This window comes from Allobosea sp. NPDC055594, assembly GCF_053618995.1.
Window position 1 is genome coordinate 1 of sequence record NZ_JBSHIO010000020.1, and the last position, 16,450, is coordinate 16,450.

Below are 16,450 nucleotides of genomic sequence, written 5' to 3' on the forward strand. Positions count from 1 at the left end.
AGCAATTCGCGCAGGAAGACGGTCTCGCGCTTGGTGTTGGGCAATTCGATGCCGATCGCGTTCTTGCCCTGCACCACCGCGACGCGCGCCGAGATTGCGCTCATCGAGCGGGCGATGTCGTCCGCCAGCGAAATCACCCGCGACGACTTGGTCCCCGGCGCAGGCTCCAATTCGTAAAGCGTCACAACAGGGCCGGGGCGAACCTGCGAGATCTCGCCGCGCACGCCGAAATCCTCGAGCACGCCCTCGAGCAAGGTGGCGTTCTGCTCCAGCGCGTCGGTGGAGATGGCGTTGGCCGGGATCTTCTTCGGCTCGGCCAGATAGGTCAGGGGCGGCAGCTCGAAGCTGTCGCGGTCGAGCAGTGAGGGCTGCGCTTCGCGCGACAGGCGCTTGCCGGGCTTGGGCGCGGTCAAGGGCGGGGCGACGCGCGGTGCGTTGAGGTCGCGCAGATCCTGCGCCTCGCCATGGTCGTCATCCATGTCGGCGGCCGGGCCGGCGGCACGCGAACGGCCGGGGCCGGCAAAGGAATCACGTGCCACCACCGGCGGAGCATAGGGGGCTGCGCCCTCGGCGAATTGTGGTTCGCGGCGCACGCGACCGGCAGGAGCCGGGGGCGGGGCGGCGGAGGACGGAGCGCTCGGCGTCGCCGAGGCGCGGGCGAGCGAGGGCGGTTGCGGCAGGCGGCGCAGGATCGCGCCGCGCAGCGCCATGGCGCCATGGGCGAGCCAGCCGACCAGGATGACGCCGAAGCCGGGCTCGTCATCGCGGCGGTCGTCGGCATCGGACCAGGCGGCATCGTCTTCGGCATCGCTCTCGGGGTCTTCGTCTACGACGAAGCCGAAGCCGGCCGCGGCGGTGACGGCGAGAATGGCGATGCCGGCATAGACGAAGGCGACGAGTCCGCCGAGCGCGGTGCCGGAAATCCCGACGAGGTTGCGGGTGCCGTGCAGCAGGGCATCGCCGATCACGCCGCCCATGCCGGTCGGCAGCGGCCAGCGCGGCGTCGCCGGCAGGGCGCTGGCGACAGCGGCGGTGGCGACGATGCCGGCGACCCAGAGGGCGAGCTTGAGGGCGCTGCGGTCGAAGAGATGGACGCGGATCAGGCGCAGGGACCAGAGCAGCGGCGGCAGCAGCATGGCGATGACGCCGAGGCCGATCAGCTGCATGGCGAGGTCGGCAACCATCGCGCCCGGCCGGCCGAGCAGGTTCTGGACCGCGCCGCGGGTGGCGTTGTTGAGGCTGGGATCGTCGACCGACCAGGTCGCCAGCGAGATCGCGACGGCGGCGGTCAGGGCGAGGAGCACGAGGCCGACGATCTCGGCCGCCCGGCGCGAGAGGAAGTCGCGTACGGGATCGGGCAAGCGGTCGATCAGCGAGGAGGAGCGTCGGATCGTGCGCATGCGGGTGGGCCGTGATTCCGGATGTCTGGAAAGGCGATGGCCGCCGGGGCCCGCCCTCGAAACAGCAGGTTAGGAAGGCGAGGTTAAGACCCGCTTAACCTTGCGCGCCGGAATGGGGAGGAAGCTGCGCAGCCGGGGCCGAGGCCGGAAAAAAGCCCCGGCGGTGGTCCGCCGGGGCGATTGTTTCATGTGGAACGCCGGAGCGGCGGCTCACATGTTGTAGGCGCGTTCGCCATGCTCGGCGATGTCCAGGCCCTCGCGCTCCTGGTCGGAGGTGACGCGCAGGCCGATGACGGTGTCGACGATCTTGAACAGGACGAAGGAGCCGATGCCGCACCAGATGACGGCGACGAGGACGGCGACCGTCTGCTTCCAGACCTGCGCGCCCATCGCGTAGTCGGCGACGCCGACGCCGCCGAGGGCCGGCGAGACGAAGATGCCGGTGCCGATCGAGCCGATGATGCCCGCGACGCCATGGATGCCGAAGACGTCGAGCGAGTCGTCATAGCCGAGCGCGTTCTTGATCGTGGTGCAGAAGAAGAAGCAGACCACGCCGCAGATCGCGCCGAGCACGATGGCGCCCATTGGGCCAACCAGGCCGGCGGCCGGGGTGACGGCGACGAGGCCGGCGATGATGCCCGAGAGCATGCCGAGCAGCGAGGGCTTGCCCTTGATCAGCCACTCGATGAAGAGCCAGCCGAGCGCCGCGCCGGCGGTGGCGGTCAGGGTGTTGATCATCGCGAGGGCCGCACCGGCCGTCGCCTCGAGGTTCGAGCCGGCGTTGAAGCCGAACCAGCCGACCCAGAGCAGCGAGGTGCCGATGAAGGTCATGGTCAGCGAGTGCGGCGACATCAGCTCCTTGCCGTAGCCGATGCGCTTGCCGAGGACGAGTGCGCCGACCAGCGCGGCGATGCCAGCATTGATGTGGACGACCGTGCCGCCGGCGAAATCGAGCGCGCCGAGGGCGAACAGATAGCCCTCGCTGAACCAGACCATATGAGCCATGGGGAAGTAGACGAAGCCGCTCCAGAGCACGACGAACAGCAGCAGCGCCGAGAACTTCATGCGCTCGACCAGGCCGCCGACGATCAGGGCGGGGGTGATGATGGCGAAGGTCATCTGGAAGCAGATGAAGACGTATTCGGGGATGACCACGCCCTTGGTGAAGGTATCGGTCGTCGTCTCGGTGCTGACCCCGGCGAGGAAGGCCTTCGAGAAGCCGCCGATGAAGCTGGTCAGCGAGCCGCCGCCGGTGAAGGCGAGGCTGTAGCCATAGACCACCCAGATGATGATCATGATCGCGGCGGTGGCGGTGATGTGGCTCATCACCGAAAGCATGTTCTTGCTGCGCGCGAGGCCGCCATAGAACAGCGCCAGGCCCGGCAGGGTCATCATCAGCACGAGCAGGGAGGATACCAGCATCCATGCCGTGTCGCCCTTGTTGGCGACCGCGGCGGCCGGGGCCGCGGCGGGTGTCTGCGCCAGCGCCGCGACGGTGCCGGCCGCGAGCGCCGTCCCGACCATCCCGGCCCGGGTGAGGGTCTTGAAATTCATCGTCAAACTCCTGGGCGAAAGGTCTAGGATCAAAGGGCGTCGCCGTCGGTCTCGCCGGTGCGGATGCGCACGGCCTTCTCGATCGACGAGACGAAGATCTTGCCGTCGCCGATCTGGCCGGTGCGGGCTGCGGCGGTGATCGCCTCGATCACCTGGGGGGCGAGCTCGTCGGTGACCGCGACCTCGATCTTGATCTTGGGCAGGAAGCTCACGGCATATTCGGCACCGCGATAGATCTCGGTATGGCCCTTCTGGCGGCCATAGCCCTTCACCTCGGTCACGGTCAGGCCGTGCACGCCGATGGCGGTGAGTCCGTCGCGCACCTCCTCCAGCTTGAACGGCTTGATGACGGCCATCACGATCTTCATGGCTGGGTTACCCCCGGTTGCGCTGCCGGAAGCAAAGCTCCGGCGAGCTCGTTAGCGCCGCGCGGGGCGGAAGAGCTCCGCGCACGTCGCTTTTCGCCAATCAAGCCGCGTGCCAACTGCCGGACTGCCCTGAAGAGAGGCAATGCCGCGGTTCCGCCATGATTTTCCGGGTCGGATCAGGAGGGTTTGCCCATTGAATGGGCAGGTGCGAGAAAAGCGGGCGCGTCGCGGCCATGCATGGCCGATCGCTCGCCGACCGGGAAAGCCCGCGGGGCTCCCGGCTCGCCGAGTCCGGTCCGAGATGCGCGAAGAAGACGGGCCGAGGGTCTAGCCGCGATCCGGCCGAGGCCGGATCAGGCCTTCCTGGGCCACCGAGGCGACGAGCCGGCGCTGCCGATCGAAGATCAGCCCGCGCGAAAAGCCGCGGGCCCCGGAGGTCGAAGGACTGTCCTGCGCATAGAGCAGCCAGTCATCGGCGCGGAAGGGGCGATGGAACCAGAGCGCGTGGTCGAGACTGGCACCCTGGATGCGGTTGTCGAAGACGCTGGTGCCGTGGGCGACCAGGCTGGAATCGAGCAGCATCAGATCGGAAGCATAGGCGAGCACGCTCTGGTGGATCGCCGGCTTGTCCGGCAACGGCCTCATTGCGCGGATCCAGATATTGAACCTGGGATCGCGCTTGCCGTCGGAACCGTAGCGGTCGAGCTCGACCGGGCGGACCTCGATCGGCCGCTCGCGCAGATAATAGGCGCGCACCGATTCGGGCATGTGCGGCAGGATGTCCCGCGCCATGCCGTCCCGGTCCGGTAATTCCTCGGGCATCGGAACGTCCGGCATCGGCATCTGGTGCTCGTAGCCTTCCTCCTCGACCTGGAAGGAGGCCGACATGGCGAAGATCGCCGCGCCGTTCTGCAGGGCGAGTACACGGCGGGTGGTGAAGGAGCGACCGTCGCGCAGCCGGTCGACCTCGTAGACGATCGGCGTCTCCGGATCGCCCGGTAGTAGGAAATAGGCGTGCAGGGAATGCGGCTGACGGCCCTCGACGGTCTTGCAGGCGGCATAGAGGGCCTGGCCGATGACCTGGCCGCCGAAGACACGCTGCCAGCCGACGCGGGGACTGCGACCCTGGAACCGGTTGCTTCCGAGATCCTCGAGGTCGAGGATCGAGGTCAGGCTGTCGGGGACGCTGGTCATCGGTTGCGGTTCTTGGCCGGGCAGGCTTGCGCGGACGAGGCTGAGGCTTGCAGCCCGGCCGGGCTGCGGGCAAGACACAAGCTGCATCAGCAACGAGCTGTCGGCCAGCGTCAAGCACCGCGGCTCCAGCAGGCGGAGAGCGGGATGGACCGGAACCCGGAAGGCGCAGGCTCGCGCATCGTGATCGCCGGCGGCGGCATCGCCGGGATGACGCTGGCGCTGGCGGTGAAGCAGGCGCTGGGCGAGGCGTTCGACGTCATGCTGGTCGATCCCGCCGTGGCGGCGAGGCCGCGCATCGACAACCGCGCCTATGCCCTCGCCGCCGCGGCGCGCAACATGCTCGACGCGCTCGGCGTCTGGCAGCAGGTCGAGAGCGCCGCTGCCGCGATGACGGAAATGCAGATCACCGACAGCCGCACGCCAGATGTGGTGCGGCCGGTTTTCCTGACCTTCGAGGGCGAGGCCGAGCCCGGCCAGCCCTTCGCCCATATGGTCGAGAACGGCGCGCTGGTCGCGGCGCTGCTGCAGGCGGCGAAGGCGGCCGGGGTCACGCTGCGCGCCGAAGGGGTGCGCTCGGGTGATTGCGGCGATGGTGGGCCGATGCAGGTCGTGCTCACCGGGGGCGAGACGGTGCAGGCCGCGCTCCTGGTCGCGGCCGACGGGGCGCGCTCGAAGCTGCGCGAGAAGGCGGGGATCGGCTGGGTCGGCTGGTCCTATGCCCAGTCCGGCATCGTCGCGACGATCGGCCATGAGCGGCCGCATGACGGGCTCGCGGTCGAGCATTTCCTGCCGTCCGGCCCCTTCGCCATGCTGCCCTTGCCGGATGGCGGCCGGCTCGGTCACCGTTCCTCGATCGTCTGGACGGAGCGCAGCGAGAATGTCGAGGCGCTGCTCTCGCTCGACGAGGCCGATCTGCTCGCCGAGATCGAGCGGCGCTTCGGCCTGCAGCTCGGCGAGATCGCGCTGGAGAGCCGGGTCAGCGCGCATCCTTTGTCCTTCGGCATGGCGCGCCGCTTCGTCGGCGAACGGCTGGCGCTGCTCGGTGACGCCGCCCATGTCATCCACCCGATCGCCGGGCAGGGGCTCAATCTCGGCCTCAAGGATGTCGCCGCCCTGGCCGAGACGATCGTCGACGCGGCCCGGCTCGGGCTCGATCCCGGCGCCGAGGACGTGCTCGAGGCCTATGAGAAGGCGAGGCGCTTCGACACGGTGGCGATGGGCGTCGTCACCGACGGGCTGAACCGGCTATTCTCGAACGATTCGACGCCGCTGCGCCTGGTGCGCGATCTCGGTCTCGGTGTGGTCGAGCGCCTGCCCGGGCTGAAGCGGATGTTCATCCGCGAGGCAGCGGGGCTCTCCGCCGAGGCGCCGCGCCTGCTGCGCGGCGAGATGCTGTAAGTCCGGGAAACGTCATGCCCGGGCTGACCCGGGCATCTCTTCGAGGAGGTTCTCGGGTCGGCGCTTCGCTTCGCCCGAGAATGACGCAGGGCACTACCGGCACTAGCCTTCGAGCTGGCGCGCCTCTTCCGGCAGCATGATTGGGATGCCGTTGCGGATCGGATAGGCGAGCTTCGCGGCGCGGCTGATCAGCTCCTGCCGGGCCGCATCGTATTCGAGCGTCGTCTTGCTGACCGGGCAGACCAGGATCTCCAGCAGCTTGGGGTCGATGCGGGGCGCCGTCGCGGCGACCCCTGACTTGTTTTCGGTGCTCATCAGGATCTCCATCAGGCCGGCCGGCGCGGCAGATCGGCCAGCATGCCGGCGGCTACCATCAGCTTTGGCAAAGACAGGCCCGACATGGCAATGGCCGAAACGGTGGCGCGGGTGCGCTCGGCCTCGGTGCCGCGCAGTTCGAGCCAGGCCTGAAGCGCGTCCGCCCCGCTGGCGCTGGCGGCGATCTCCTGGGTCAGCCCGGCATGAGCATCGGCCAGAGTCTCGACGGCGCGCTGGCGGGCCATGCGCTCGTAATCATCGGTGGCGGGTACACTCGTGGCCGCTGTCGCGAGGCTCGACAGGCCGAAGACCGAATCGGCTGCGAAATGAATCCGCGCAACCTCGGTGACGTCGCCGCCGCTGCGGCTGGCGATGTCGACGATGTCGGTCGCCTGGGCGAGCCAGGGCAGGCTGGCGACGCTGGCGGCGAGCGCCTCGGGCACCTGCTCGGCGACCAGGGCCGCGATTGCGGCGTTGCGGGCCTGTGCCGCCGCTTCCGGCAGCAGGCTCGGCAGGGCGGAGCCGAGCGCCGCGACGCCTTTAGCGTAATGCGCAACGATCTGCTCGATGGCGCCCGGCCTGGCGACGCCGCGGCGCAGGAACCAACGCATGCGGTCGACGACCAGGTCCTGGGTCGCTGCATAGAGGCCGAGCTGGGTCTTGCCGGGGATTTTCGCATCAAGGGCGTCGATACCGGCATTGAGGCCCATCACGTCGAAGGCGTCGCGGGCGATGGCGTAGGCCGCCGCGATCTCCGGCGCTTCGGCGCGAGTCTGGTCGGCCAGCATGGTGACGATGGCCGGACCGCCGCGGTTGACGATGGCGTTGGCGAGCTGGGTCGCGACGATCTCGCGGCGCAGCTTGTGGTTGGCGATTTCGGTCCCGTAATGATCGCGCAGCGGCTGCGGGAAGTAGCGGACGAGTTCGCCGGCGAGATAGGGATCATCCGGCACCGGCGATTCGAGCAGGTCGTCGTGCAGGGCGAGCTTGGCATAGGCGAGCAGCACGGCGAGCTCGGGCCGTGTCAGGCCCTCGCCGCGCTTCTCGCGCTCGATCAGGACGGCATCCGGCGGCAGGTTCTCGACATTGCGGTCGAGCCGGCCCTCGCGCTCGAGCTGCACCATCAGCCGGCGCAGATGCGGCGTCGCGCCGATGCCCTGGATCTGCGTCAGCGACAGTGCCAGCGACTGCAGATAGTTGTTGCGCAGGACGAGCAGGCCGACCTCGTCGGTCATCTCGGCGAGGAGCTTGTTGCGCTCCGCGTCGGAGAGGCGGCCGCTCGCCACCGCGCCGGCGAGCGCGATCTTGATGTTGACCTCGAGGTCGGAGGTGTTCACCCCGGCAGAATTGTCGATCGCATCGGTATTCAGGCGCACGCCCTGGCGCGCCGCCTCGATGCGGCCGCGCTGGGTCATGCCGAGATTGGCGCCCTCGCCGATCACCCTGGCGCGGACTTCGGCGCCGGCGATGCGGATCGCGTCATTGGCGCGGTCTCCGACCTGGGCGTCGCTTTCCTCGCCGGCACGGACATAGGTGCCGATGCCGCCGAACCAGAGCAGGTCGACCGGCGCCTTCAGGATCGCGGTCATCAGCTCGGCCGGGGTCGCCTGCGCCTTCTCGAAGCCGAGCACGGCGCGGATCTCGGGCGAGAGCGCGATGCTCTTGGCCTGGCGCGAGAATACGCCGCCGCCCTTGGAGATCAGGGTCTTGTCATAGTCCTGCCAGGAGGAACGCGGCAGGGCGAACAGCCGCCGGCGCTCGGTCAGGCTGCTGGTGGGGTCCGGATCGGGATCGAGGAAGATGTCGCGATGGTCGAAGGCGGCGACGAGCCTGGTCGCCGGCGAGAGCATCATGCCGTTGCCGAAGACGTCGCCCGACATGTCGCCGACGCCGGCCACCGTGAACGAAGTCGTCTGGATGTCGATGTCGATCTCGCGGAAATGGCGCTTGACCGCTTCCCAGGCGCCGCGCGCCGTGATGCCCATGCCCTTGTGGTCGTAGCCCTGCGAGCCGCCCGAGGCGAAGGCGTCGCCGAGCCAGTGATGTTTCTCGGCCGAGAGCGCGTTGGCGGTGTCGGAGAAGGTCGCGGTGCCCTTGTCGGCGGCGACGACGAGATAGGGATCGTCGCCATCATGCCTGACGGTGTCGGCCGGAGGCACGACCGTCTCGCCGTCGAGATTATCGGTCAGCTCGAGCAGGGTGCGCACGAAGATCCGGTAGCTCTCGGTGCCTTCGGCCAGCCAAGCCTGGCGGTCGGAGGCCGGCGGCAGCAGCTTCGGCACGAAGCCGCCCTTGGCGCCGACCGGGACGATGACGGCGTTCTTGACCTGCTGCGCCTTGACCAGACCGAGCACCTCGGTGCGGAAATCCTGCGGCCGGTCGGACCAGCGCAGGCCGCCGCGCGCGACCTTGCCGAAGCGCATATGCACGCCTTCGACGCGCGGCGAATAGACGAAGATCTCGTAGAGCGGGCGCGGCAGCGGCATGCCCTCGACCTCAGCCGAGGCGAATTTGAAGGAGATCGTACCGCGCGGATGGCCATCGGCGCCGACCTGGAAGAAATTGGTGCGCAGGATTGCGTCGATCAGGTTGACGAGACGGCGCAGGATGCGGTCCTCGTCGAGGCTGGTGACGTCGGAAAGGGCCGCCTCGATACGCTGGCGCTCGGCGGTCATGCCACTCTGACGGGCCGCTTCGCCGAGCCGAGGATCGAACTTGGCGGCGAAGAGCTTGACCAGCATCGCCGCGATGCCGGCATGGCGGGCGAGCGCGTCGGCAATGTAGTCCTGCGCATAGGGCGCGCCGACCTGGCGCAGATAGCGCCCGAGTGCGCGCAGCAACGCCGCCTCGCGCCAGGCGAGGCCGGCGGCGAGCACGAGCTGGTCGAAGCGGTCGGATTCGCTGAAGCCGCGGAACTGGGCCATCAGCGCCGCCTCGATCGTCGGATCGAGACGCTCTATGTCGATGGCGCTGCCATCGGCGCGCTCCAGCGTCATGTCGTGCAACCAGACGCGGGCCTCGGCGCTGTTCTCGCCGGCCTGCGGCTTGATGTTGAAGGTGCGCTCGTTGACGACGCGGAAGCCCATGTTCTCGAGCATCGGCACGCGCTCGGAGAGGGTGATCGCGGCGTCGCGGGAGAAGATCTTGAGATTGGCGCGGGTCGCGCCGTCGCCCTCGCGGCGGTAGAGATTGACCGCCCGCGGCCGCGCGGCCGAGAGCTTCTGCAGCATGTCGATGTCGATCAGCGCATCGGTGGGTTCGTAGCGCTCGCGATAGGCGGCGCCGAAGGCCTCGGCATAACGCTCGACCAGAGCACGGGCTTTCGGGCCGGCCTTCCGGGCGTCGAGCGCGTCGCGCAGCCCGTCGGCCCAGGTGCGCACGATCGCGCTGATCCCGGCCTCGAGCGTGGCGCGGTCGATCTTCGGGGTTTTGCCCTCGTCGCGGCCGATGATGTAGTGGGTGCGGGCGAGCGGGCCCTCCGGATAGGCCGGATAGGCGGCCGAGATGCGGCCCTGGTAGATCCGGGCGAGGAACTCGCCGACACGGCGGCGCACCGTGGTGTCGTAGCGGTCCTTCGGAATGAAGACGAGCACCGAGACGAAGCGGTCGAATTCGTCGGCGCGGGCGAGCGCACGGATACGCGGCCGCTCGGTCAGCTGCATGATGTCGAGGGCGAAGCGCTCCAGCGTCTCGACGTCGATCTGGAAGAGCTCGTCGCGCGGGAAGGCGTCGAGCACATTGTAGAGCGCGCGGCCGGAATAGCTCGACGGATCGAAACCGGTGCTCTTGAGCACGCGCGCGACCTTGAGACGCAGATAGGGAATGGTCCGGGCGCTGCCGGTATAGGCGTTGGAGGTGAGCAGCCCGACGATCCGCAATTCGCCGTCGAGACGGCCATCGGCCGTGAAGAGCTTCACCCCGACATAATCGAGATGGACGCGGCGATGGACGCGGCTCTTGACGTTGGCCTTGGTGATGATCAGCGCCTGCGGCTTGGACAGGAAGGCGCGGATCTCCGGCGTCATCACCACGAGCTCGCGGTTCTTGCGCAGCACCCGGACGTCGGGATCGCGCAGGATGCCGAGGCCGGAGGAATCGATCGGGTCGGCGGCGGTGTCGCCGCCGGCGAAGCGGTAGGCTCGCACGCCGAGCAGAGTGAAGTTGTCGCTGGCGATCCATTCGAGGAAGTTCAGCGCCTCGGCGACCTCATCCTCCGGCAAGGGCGGCGGGTTAGCGCGGTAGGACTGGATCACCTCGGTGATCCGGCCGCGCATCGCAGCCCAGTCATCGACGGCGAGGCCGACATCGACATAGACGCGGGCGAGCCCGGCGCTGAGCCTTTCGCGGGCCTCCGGGCTGTCGATCCGGTCGAGATGCAGATGGATCAGGCTTTCGCGGCGCGTGCCCTCCTGGGTCCGCGCCACCGCTTCGCCGGCGAGCGACTGGAAGCTGCCATCGGACGAACGCGCGACGGCGAGGATCGGATGGGCTACGAGGCGCGGCTCGTAGCCCTGCTCGGCGAGCTCGGCCAGGGTCGAATCGAGCAGGAACGGCTTGTTGTCGTTGACGACTTCCAGGATCGTGATCTGGCGCTCGCGCCCGGCCTCGTCGACGGTTTCGTCACGGAAGCGCAGATTCGGCTCGCCGGGGCTGCGCCGGCCGTTCAGATGGGCGTAGGCGGCTTCGGCGGCGCGGGCGAGCAGCGCAGGCGAAAGGGCGGTGAGATCCTCGGCCACGGTGCGGCCGTAGAGCAGCTTGGGAAATTCCGGCGGCATCGCCGAGCCGAGCTCGCGGGCAGCGGCCTCGATTGCGCTGACGGCCGCAGCCGTGGCATTCGCTTCGCGCTTGGCCATAATCGCCTTCCCCCTGCTATTTTGCCGCAGCGATGACATAGCTGACCTGCCGCTGCAACTTTCGTCGCATGGCAGCAGCCAGATTGCACCAATGTGGCGCAGGAGCGGCAAATCGTGCCTGATCCGCGCGGAAATCAGCGCAAGGAGTGCAGAGATGACGAAGAAGCATGACAAGCGGATGGTGGGCGAGGTTCCGGCGAAGCAGGATGCGCCGCCCGCCGTGATGGCGCTGGCACTGCCACAGGCCGAGCTGTCGCAGGAGATGCAGGCCTTTTTCGCCAAATGCGAGGAGAAGCTCGGCTATGTCCCGAACGTGCTGCTCGCCTACGCCCATGACGACGCCAAGCTCGCGGCCTTCGCGACGCTCTACAACGATCTGATGCTGGCGCCGTCCGGCCTGTCGAAGCTGGAGCGCGAGATGATCGCGGTCGCCGTTTCGAGCGTGAATCGCTGCTATTACTGCCTGACGGCCCATGGCGCGGCCGTGCGCCAGCTTTCGGGCGATCCGGTGCTGGGCGAGATGCTGGTGATGAACTATCGCGCCGCCGCGCTCTCGCCGCGCCATCGCGCCATGCTGGATTTTGCCGAGAAGCTGACCGAAGTCCCGCATCTGGTCGAGGAGGAGGACCGGCAGTCGCTGCGGGATGCTGGCTTTACCGAGCGCGACATCTGGGACATCGGCGCCGTCGCGGCCTTCTTCAACATGTCGAACCGGATGGCCTCGGCCGTCGATATGCGCCCCAATGCCGAGTATCACGGGTCGGTGCGGTAGCAGGACGGTCTCTCGCAGCGCAGGCAGCCAAGAAAAACGGCCGGCGTGACCGCCAGCCGTGAGTTGGCCTCGACTCGTTGGCCCAGCCTGCCGCAGCGCCGGAGGGGCTGGGGGGCTGACGTGTCCGGTACCGCACAGGCCGGGCCGCCGAGGCAACGAGGAGAGTTGAGACGGGCAACAGGGCAGCCGCTTGGCGCAAGCGCGGCAAAATCATGGCGGTGGCGATGAAGATGATCACGGTCCCGAGCGAGCGTGCGATCGCGCTTGTCAGAGCCTGAAGGGCGGGCCATCATCGCCACAGATCGAAGTCGATGGTTCAGCCATCGTCAGGCAGGAGTCGCGATGAGCGAGAGCGAAACTCCGCCAGCGCAGCGAGCGGGCGCGGTGGTCGCCTTCCCAGGGGCGGCCGCCCCGCCCTCCGTCACCTTCGACCGGCGCGAGCTCAACGAGCTGCTCAATCTCTACGGCCGCATGGTCGCGGCCGGGGAATGGCGCGACTACGCCATCGATTTCCTGCGCGACAAGGCCCAGTTCTCGGTGTTCCGGCGTTCGAGCGAGGTGCCGCTCTACCGCATCGTCAAGGATCCCTCGCTGGCGCGGCGTCAGGGCGCCTATTCCGTGGTCAGCGCGACGGGGCTGATCCTGAAGCGCGGCGCCGAACTCGGCCGCGTGCTGCGGGTGCTCGACAAGCGCCTGAGCGTGGTGAGCTGACCGGCTGTTCCAGCGGCTCTTCTGCATCGACATCCGGAGGGCAGCCGGTTTCCTGGCCGATCCCCGCGGCTATGGCTAGGCGCCGCGCGTTCGTTCGGACGCGGTTGCCGTGATCTATCTTTTTGTTATCGCATCGGACCGAAAAGTGGATTCCACTTTTCGGTCCGACGCTCTAGGCGCCGCGGATGACGAGAGCGGCGAGAAACATGGCGTCACCAGTGGTGCGCGCACCGGCAAAAGAAAAGCCCCGGCCTTGCAGCCGGGGCTCGATATCCGCGCCTGGGCGCTTGATGCTTACTCGCGGTTGCCGAGCAGCGAGAGCAGCATCTGGAACATGTTGATGAAGTTCAGGTAGAGCGACAGAGCGCCGTTCACCGAGAGCTTCGCAGCCGATTCCGAGTCCAGGTTCGAGTAGAGATACATCTCCTTCAGGCGCTGGGTATCCCAGGCGGTCAGGCCGGCGAAGACCAGCACGCCGATCACCGAGATGCCGAAGGACAGGGCGCTCGAAGCCAGGAACAGGTTCACGACCGAGGCGATCACCAGGCCGATCAGGCCCATGATCAGGAAGGAGCCCATGCCCGACAGCGACTTCTGCGTCGTGTAGCCGAACAGGCTGAGGCCGGCGAAGGCCGCCGCGGTGATGAAGAACACCTTGGCGATCGATTCACCCGTGAAGACCACGAAGATCGACGACATCGACACGCCCATCACCGCCGCGAAGGCGAAGAACATGGCGCGCGCGGTCGAGGAGCTCATGCTCTCGGCCTTGAACGAGAAGAACAGGATGAAGGCCAGCGGGGCCAGCATCACGACCCATTTCAGCGGGCTGAGATAGAGCGCCTGGCCGAGCGGCGTCAGCGCCGCGACCTTGCCCGTCGGCGTATAGCCGGCGATGGCGAGCATCGAGATGCCGATCGCGAACAGGCCGGTGATGGCCAGGCCGATCGTCATGTTGTTGTAGACGCCGAGCATGAACGAGCGCAGGCCCTGATCCATCTCGACGGCGCTGGTCTGCTGTGCGCGGCCCGCACCCCAGACCGGAGCATTGCGGTCGAAGTTGCTCATGCAGAAAGTTCCCCTGAAACCGTTGGCAAAGGCGGACATCGCCCTTGCGAAGGCCCACCATCGTCCACCTTCGTGGCGACAGTGCGGAATATGAGGGGGAATGCGCCGCCTTACAAGGGGCGGCCATGGTTAATCGGGCCGGCGCGATAGAACTGCGCCGGCGTTTCGATGCAACATTACCCTTTGTTCATGTTTACGACGCGCCGCGGACGTAACGAACTCATAAATTGCGTAGATGAGAAGCGGGCGCTTTCGAAAGTATCTGCAACGTCCCGATCAATCCGAACATGACGGTGACGGCGACCGCGGCAGTCGCAGCAAGAACAGCGCCGGTCGGGTCTGGAACAAACTCGATCTTCATCACTTGCGTGACGACCCCCCAGCCGGCCGCCGCGCCGGCGACGAGCCCGAAAAGGGCGGAAACGACGCCGATCCCTGCGTATTCGAGGGCGTACGACGAAAGTATGAAGCGGCGGGTGGCGCCCAATGTTTTCAGGATCATTGCGTCGTAGAGCCGCGCCCGCTGCCCGGCCGCCAGCGCCCCGGCCAGAACCAGCAGGCTCGCCACGATGGCGAGGCTGGAGGCACCGCGAATCGCGTTGGCGAGCTGGGCGACGATGACGTTTACCGCTTCCAGCGCGTCCTTGACCCGCACCGCCGTCACCGCCGGGAAGGCGATGGCGAGCTGGCGCATCAGCGCGGCGTCGCCGGACGGCGAAGCTGCGTCGGTCACGGTGACGGTGGCGAGGTTGGTGTGCGGGGCGCCGGCGAAGGTGTTGGGCGAGAACACCATGACGAAATTGATGCCGAGCGAGCGCCACTCGATATTGCGGAAATTGCTGACCCGGGCCGTGATGTTGCGGCCGAGCACATTGACGGTGAGCGTGTCGCCGAGCTTGAGGCCGAGACCGTCGATCGCGCGGGCGTCGAAGGAGACCAGCGGCTCACCCTTGTAGTCGGCCGGCCACCATTCGCCGGAGGCGAGGCGCGAGCCTTCCGGCATGGTGGCCGCGTAGGTGATGCCGCGATCGCCCTCCAGTACCCAGGCCATCTGCTCGCTCGCCTTGACCTGCTCGGCCGGCACGCCGTTCAGGCTGGTGATGCGGCCGCGCATCATCGGCACGCGCTCGACCGTGGCGCCGGGGCGCTGCTTGGCGAGGAATTCGTCGAAGGCACCGGCCTGGGCGTTGGGGATGTCGAGGAAGAAGAAGCTCGGCGCCGTCTTCGGCAGCGACTGGGTGAGCTGGCGCGAAAGGCTGACATCGATGAAGGCGAGCGCCGAGAGCAGGGCGACGCCGAGGCCGAGCGAGAGCACCAGCGAGGGCGTCAGCGCGCCCGGCCGATAGATATTGGCGAGCGCCATTCGCAAAGACGGGCGGCGCGGCCGCGGCGTGCGCCGTGCCAGCGCCATCAGCCCCCAGGCGATCAGGCGCAGCAGCAGGAAGACCGCGCCGGCGACGCCGATATAGATCAGGGCGATGCGCCGCTCATAGGCGAAGGCGAGCGCGACGCCGACAAGGCCGGCGAGCGCGGCGCCGAAAATGGCGAGGTAGATCCAGCGCGGGCGGCGGCGGTCGGGCTCGATCTGGTCGCGGAACAGCGCCGAGACCGGGACGTCATGGGCGCGGCCGAGCGGGATGATGGCGAAGACGAGCGCGGTCAGAAGCCCGTAGAGCGCGGCGATGGCGAGCTCGCCCGGTGCCAGCGTCGCCTCGAAGGGCAGCGGCAGGCTGTCGGCGAGCGCATAGGCCAGGGCGAAGGGCGCGGCGGCGCCGAGCGCGAGGCCGATGGCGATGCCGAAGGCGGCGACCAGCATGACCTCGGCAAGATGGATGGTGACGACCCGGCCGCCGGTGGCGCCGAGCGCCTTCAGCGTGGCGAAGTCGAGCTTCTTGGCCTCGACGAAGCGGCGCACCGCATTGGCGACGCCGACGCCGCCGACGAGCAGGGCGGTCAGGCCGACCAGCGTCAGGAACTGGGTGAAACGCTCGATATTGCGCTGGAAGTTCGGGGCAGCGTTGGAGCGCGAGCGGATCTCCCAGCCGGCCTGGGGCTGCTCGCGGGCAGCGTCGGCCAGCAGCCGGTCGAGAGCGGCATCGGAGGAAGCGTTCTCGGGGAGCGTCACCCGGGCGGTCCAGCGCACCAGGCTGCCGGGCTGCAGCAGGCCGGAGGCGCGTAGGGCGTCCTGCGAGAGCAAAAGCCGCGGGCCGAAGCCGACGCCGGCGGCGATCTTGTCCGGCTCAGAGACGAGGCTGGCGCGCAACTGCACGCGGGCCGAGCCGATTTGGACGATGTCGCCGGGCTTGAGGTCGAGCCGGCCGAAGAGGACGGGATCGGCGATGCCGCCGAAGACGCCGTCGCGGGCCGCGAGCAATTCCGTGGCCGAGCCGGCCGGGTCGCTGCGTAACTCGCCGATGGTCGGATAGCTGCCGTCGACCGCCTTGATCTCGACCAGGGCCGCGCCCTTCTCGCCGGCATTGGCCATGCCGCGCAGGGTCGCGATGGTCGAGACCGTGCCATGGCGTTCGAGGAAGGCACGCTCCTCCGGTGTCGGCTCGCGATGTATCAGGCTGAAGGCGGCGTCGCCGCCGAGGATCCGCCTGCCCTCGCGGCCGAGCCCCTCGCTGAGGCCGCGCGAGGCCGAGGAGACGGCGGCGATCGCCATGACGCCGAGCGCGAGACAGGCGATGAAGACGCCGAAGCCGCGCAGGCCGCCGCGCAGATCGCGCCAGGCGAGGCGCAAAGCGAGCTTCAGTCCGGTGCCGCGCGGCGCCGGGACGGGGTCGGTTGCGACCGGCTTGACGGGAGCATGCATGG

The 16,450-nt window shown here is 68.3% G+C and carries 11 protein-coding genes; 3 read left to right on the plus strand and 8 right to left on the minus strand.

The features are described 5' to 3' along the window. The 4 genes from ACWGRX_RS24365 to ACWGRX_RS24380 form a co-directional block, all read right to left on the minus strand. On the minus strand, window positions 1-1,400 hold a 1,400-nt coding region (locus ACWGRX_RS24365), incomplete at its 3' end, for a DNA translocase FtsK (protein ID WP_452119668.1). Window positions 1,401-1,610: 210 nt separating this feature from the next. Next, on the minus strand, window positions 1,611-2,954 hold the full coding sequence (locus tag ACWGRX_RS24370) for an ammonium transporter (RefSeq protein WP_452119669.1): 1,344 nt from the start codon (window positions 2,952-2,954) through the stop codon (window positions 1,611-1,613). Window positions 2,955-2,983: 29 nt separating this feature from the next. Then, entirely contained in the window at window positions 2,984-3,322 is a 339-nt protein-coding gene (locus tag ACWGRX_RS24375; protein WP_452119670.1) for a P-II family nitrogen regulator, read from the minus strand. A gap of 327 nt (window positions 3,323-3,649) precedes the next feature. After that, window positions 3,650-4,516, minus strand: a complete 867-nt coding sequence (locus tag ACWGRX_RS24380) for an acyl-CoA thioesterase (protein ID WP_452119671.1) — start codon at window positions 4,514-4,516, stop codon at window positions 3,650-3,652. 144 nt (window positions 4,517-4,660) lie between these two features. Between ACWGRX_RS24380 and ACWGRX_RS24385 the strand changes: the two genes are divergently transcribed. Next, window positions 4,661-5,914: a ubiquinone biosynthesis hydroxylase gene (locus ACWGRX_RS24385; protein ID WP_452119672.1), complete on the plus strand. Its 1,254-nt coding sequence runs from the start codon at window positions 4,661-4,663 to the stop codon at window positions 5,912-5,914. 102 nt (window positions 5,915-6,016) lie between these two features. Here ACWGRX_RS24385 and ACWGRX_RS24390 read toward each other — a convergent pair whose 3' ends face one another. Then, on the minus strand, window positions 6,017-6,229 hold the full coding sequence (locus tag ACWGRX_RS24390; protein WP_452119673.1) for a Trm112 family protein: 213 nt from the start codon (window positions 6,227-6,229) through the stop codon (window positions 6,017-6,019). 11 nt (window positions 6,230-6,240) lie between these two features. Further along, window positions 6,241-11,082: an NAD-glutamate dehydrogenase gene (locus tag ACWGRX_RS24395; protein WP_452119674.1), complete on the minus strand. Its 4,842-nt coding sequence runs from the start codon at window positions 11,080-11,082 to the stop codon at window positions 6,241-6,243. A gap of 154 nt (window positions 11,083-11,236) precedes the next feature. Here ACWGRX_RS24395 and ACWGRX_RS24400 point away from each other — a divergent pair, with 154 nt between their 5' ends. Together ACWGRX_RS24400 and ACWGRX_RS24405 are read left to right on the plus strand one after the other, a co-directional pair. Further along, window positions 11,237-11,854, plus strand: coding sequence for a peroxidase-related enzyme (locus tag ACWGRX_RS24400; RefSeq protein WP_452119675.1), 618 nt, complete (start codon window positions 11,237-11,239; stop codon window positions 11,852-11,854). A gap of 342 nt (window positions 11,855-12,196) precedes the next feature. Continuing rightward, window positions 12,197-12,565, plus strand: a complete 369-nt coding sequence (locus ACWGRX_RS24405; RefSeq protein ID WP_291642568.1) for a DUF2794 domain-containing protein — start codon at window positions 12,197-12,199, stop codon at window positions 12,563-12,565. A gap of 294 nt (window positions 12,566-12,859) precedes the next feature. Here the strand turns inward: ACWGRX_RS24405 and ACWGRX_RS24410 are convergent, their stop codons facing one another. Beyond that, window positions 12,860-13,633: a Bax inhibitor-1/YccA family protein gene (locus tag ACWGRX_RS24410; protein ID WP_291639020.1), complete on the minus strand. Its 774-nt coding sequence runs from the start codon at window positions 13,631-13,633 to the stop codon at window positions 12,860-12,862. A gap of 220 nt (window positions 13,634-13,853) precedes the next feature. Beyond that, window positions 13,854-16,448 carry an ABC transporter permease gene (locus ACWGRX_RS24415; RefSeq protein WP_452119676.1) on the minus strand — a complete coding sequence of 865 codons (2,595 nt, stop codon included), beginning with the start codon at window positions 16,446-16,448 and terminating at the stop codon, window positions 13,854-13,856. Window positions 16,449-16,450 lie beyond the last annotated feature (2 nt).

Coding starts and splice junctions, on each gene's coding strand:
- ACWGRX_RS24370 (WP_452119669.1), bottom strand. CDS start 2,954: ATGAATTTCAAGACCCTCACCCGGGCCGGGATGGTCGGGACGGCGCTC.
- ACWGRX_RS24375 (WP_452119670.1), bottom strand. CDS start 3,322: ATGAAGATCGTGATGGCCGTCATCAAGCCGTTCAAGCTGGAGGAGGTG.
- ACWGRX_RS24380 (WP_452119671.1), bottom strand. CDS start 4,516: ATGACCAGCGTCCCCGACAGCCTGACCTCGATCCTCGACCTCGAGGAT.
- ACWGRX_RS24385 (WP_452119672.1), top strand. CDS start 4,661: ATGGACCGGAACCCGGAAGGCGCAGGCTCGCGCATCGTGATCGCCGGC.
- ACWGRX_RS24390 (WP_452119673.1), bottom strand. CDS start 6,229: ATGAGCACCGAAAACAAGTCAGGGGTCGCCGCGACGGCGCCCCGCATC.
- ACWGRX_RS24395 (WP_452119674.1), bottom strand. CDS start 11,082: ATGGCCAAGCGCGAAGCGAATGCCACGGCTGCGGCCGTCAGCGCAATC.
- ACWGRX_RS24400 (WP_452119675.1), top strand. CDS start 11,237: ATGACGAAGAAGCATGACAAGCGGATGGTGGGCGAGGTTCCGGCGAAG.
- ACWGRX_RS24405 (WP_291642568.1), top strand. CDS start 12,197: ATGAGCGAGAGCGAAACTCCGCCAGCGCAGCGAGCGGGCGCGGTGGTC.
- ACWGRX_RS24410 (WP_291639020.1), bottom strand. CDS start 13,633: ATGAGCAACTTCGACCGCAATGCTCCGGTCTGGGGTGCGGGCCGCGCA.
- ACWGRX_RS24415 (WP_452119676.1), bottom strand. CDS start 16,448: ATGCATGCTCCCGTCAAGCCGGTCGCAACCGACCCCGTCCCGGCGCCG.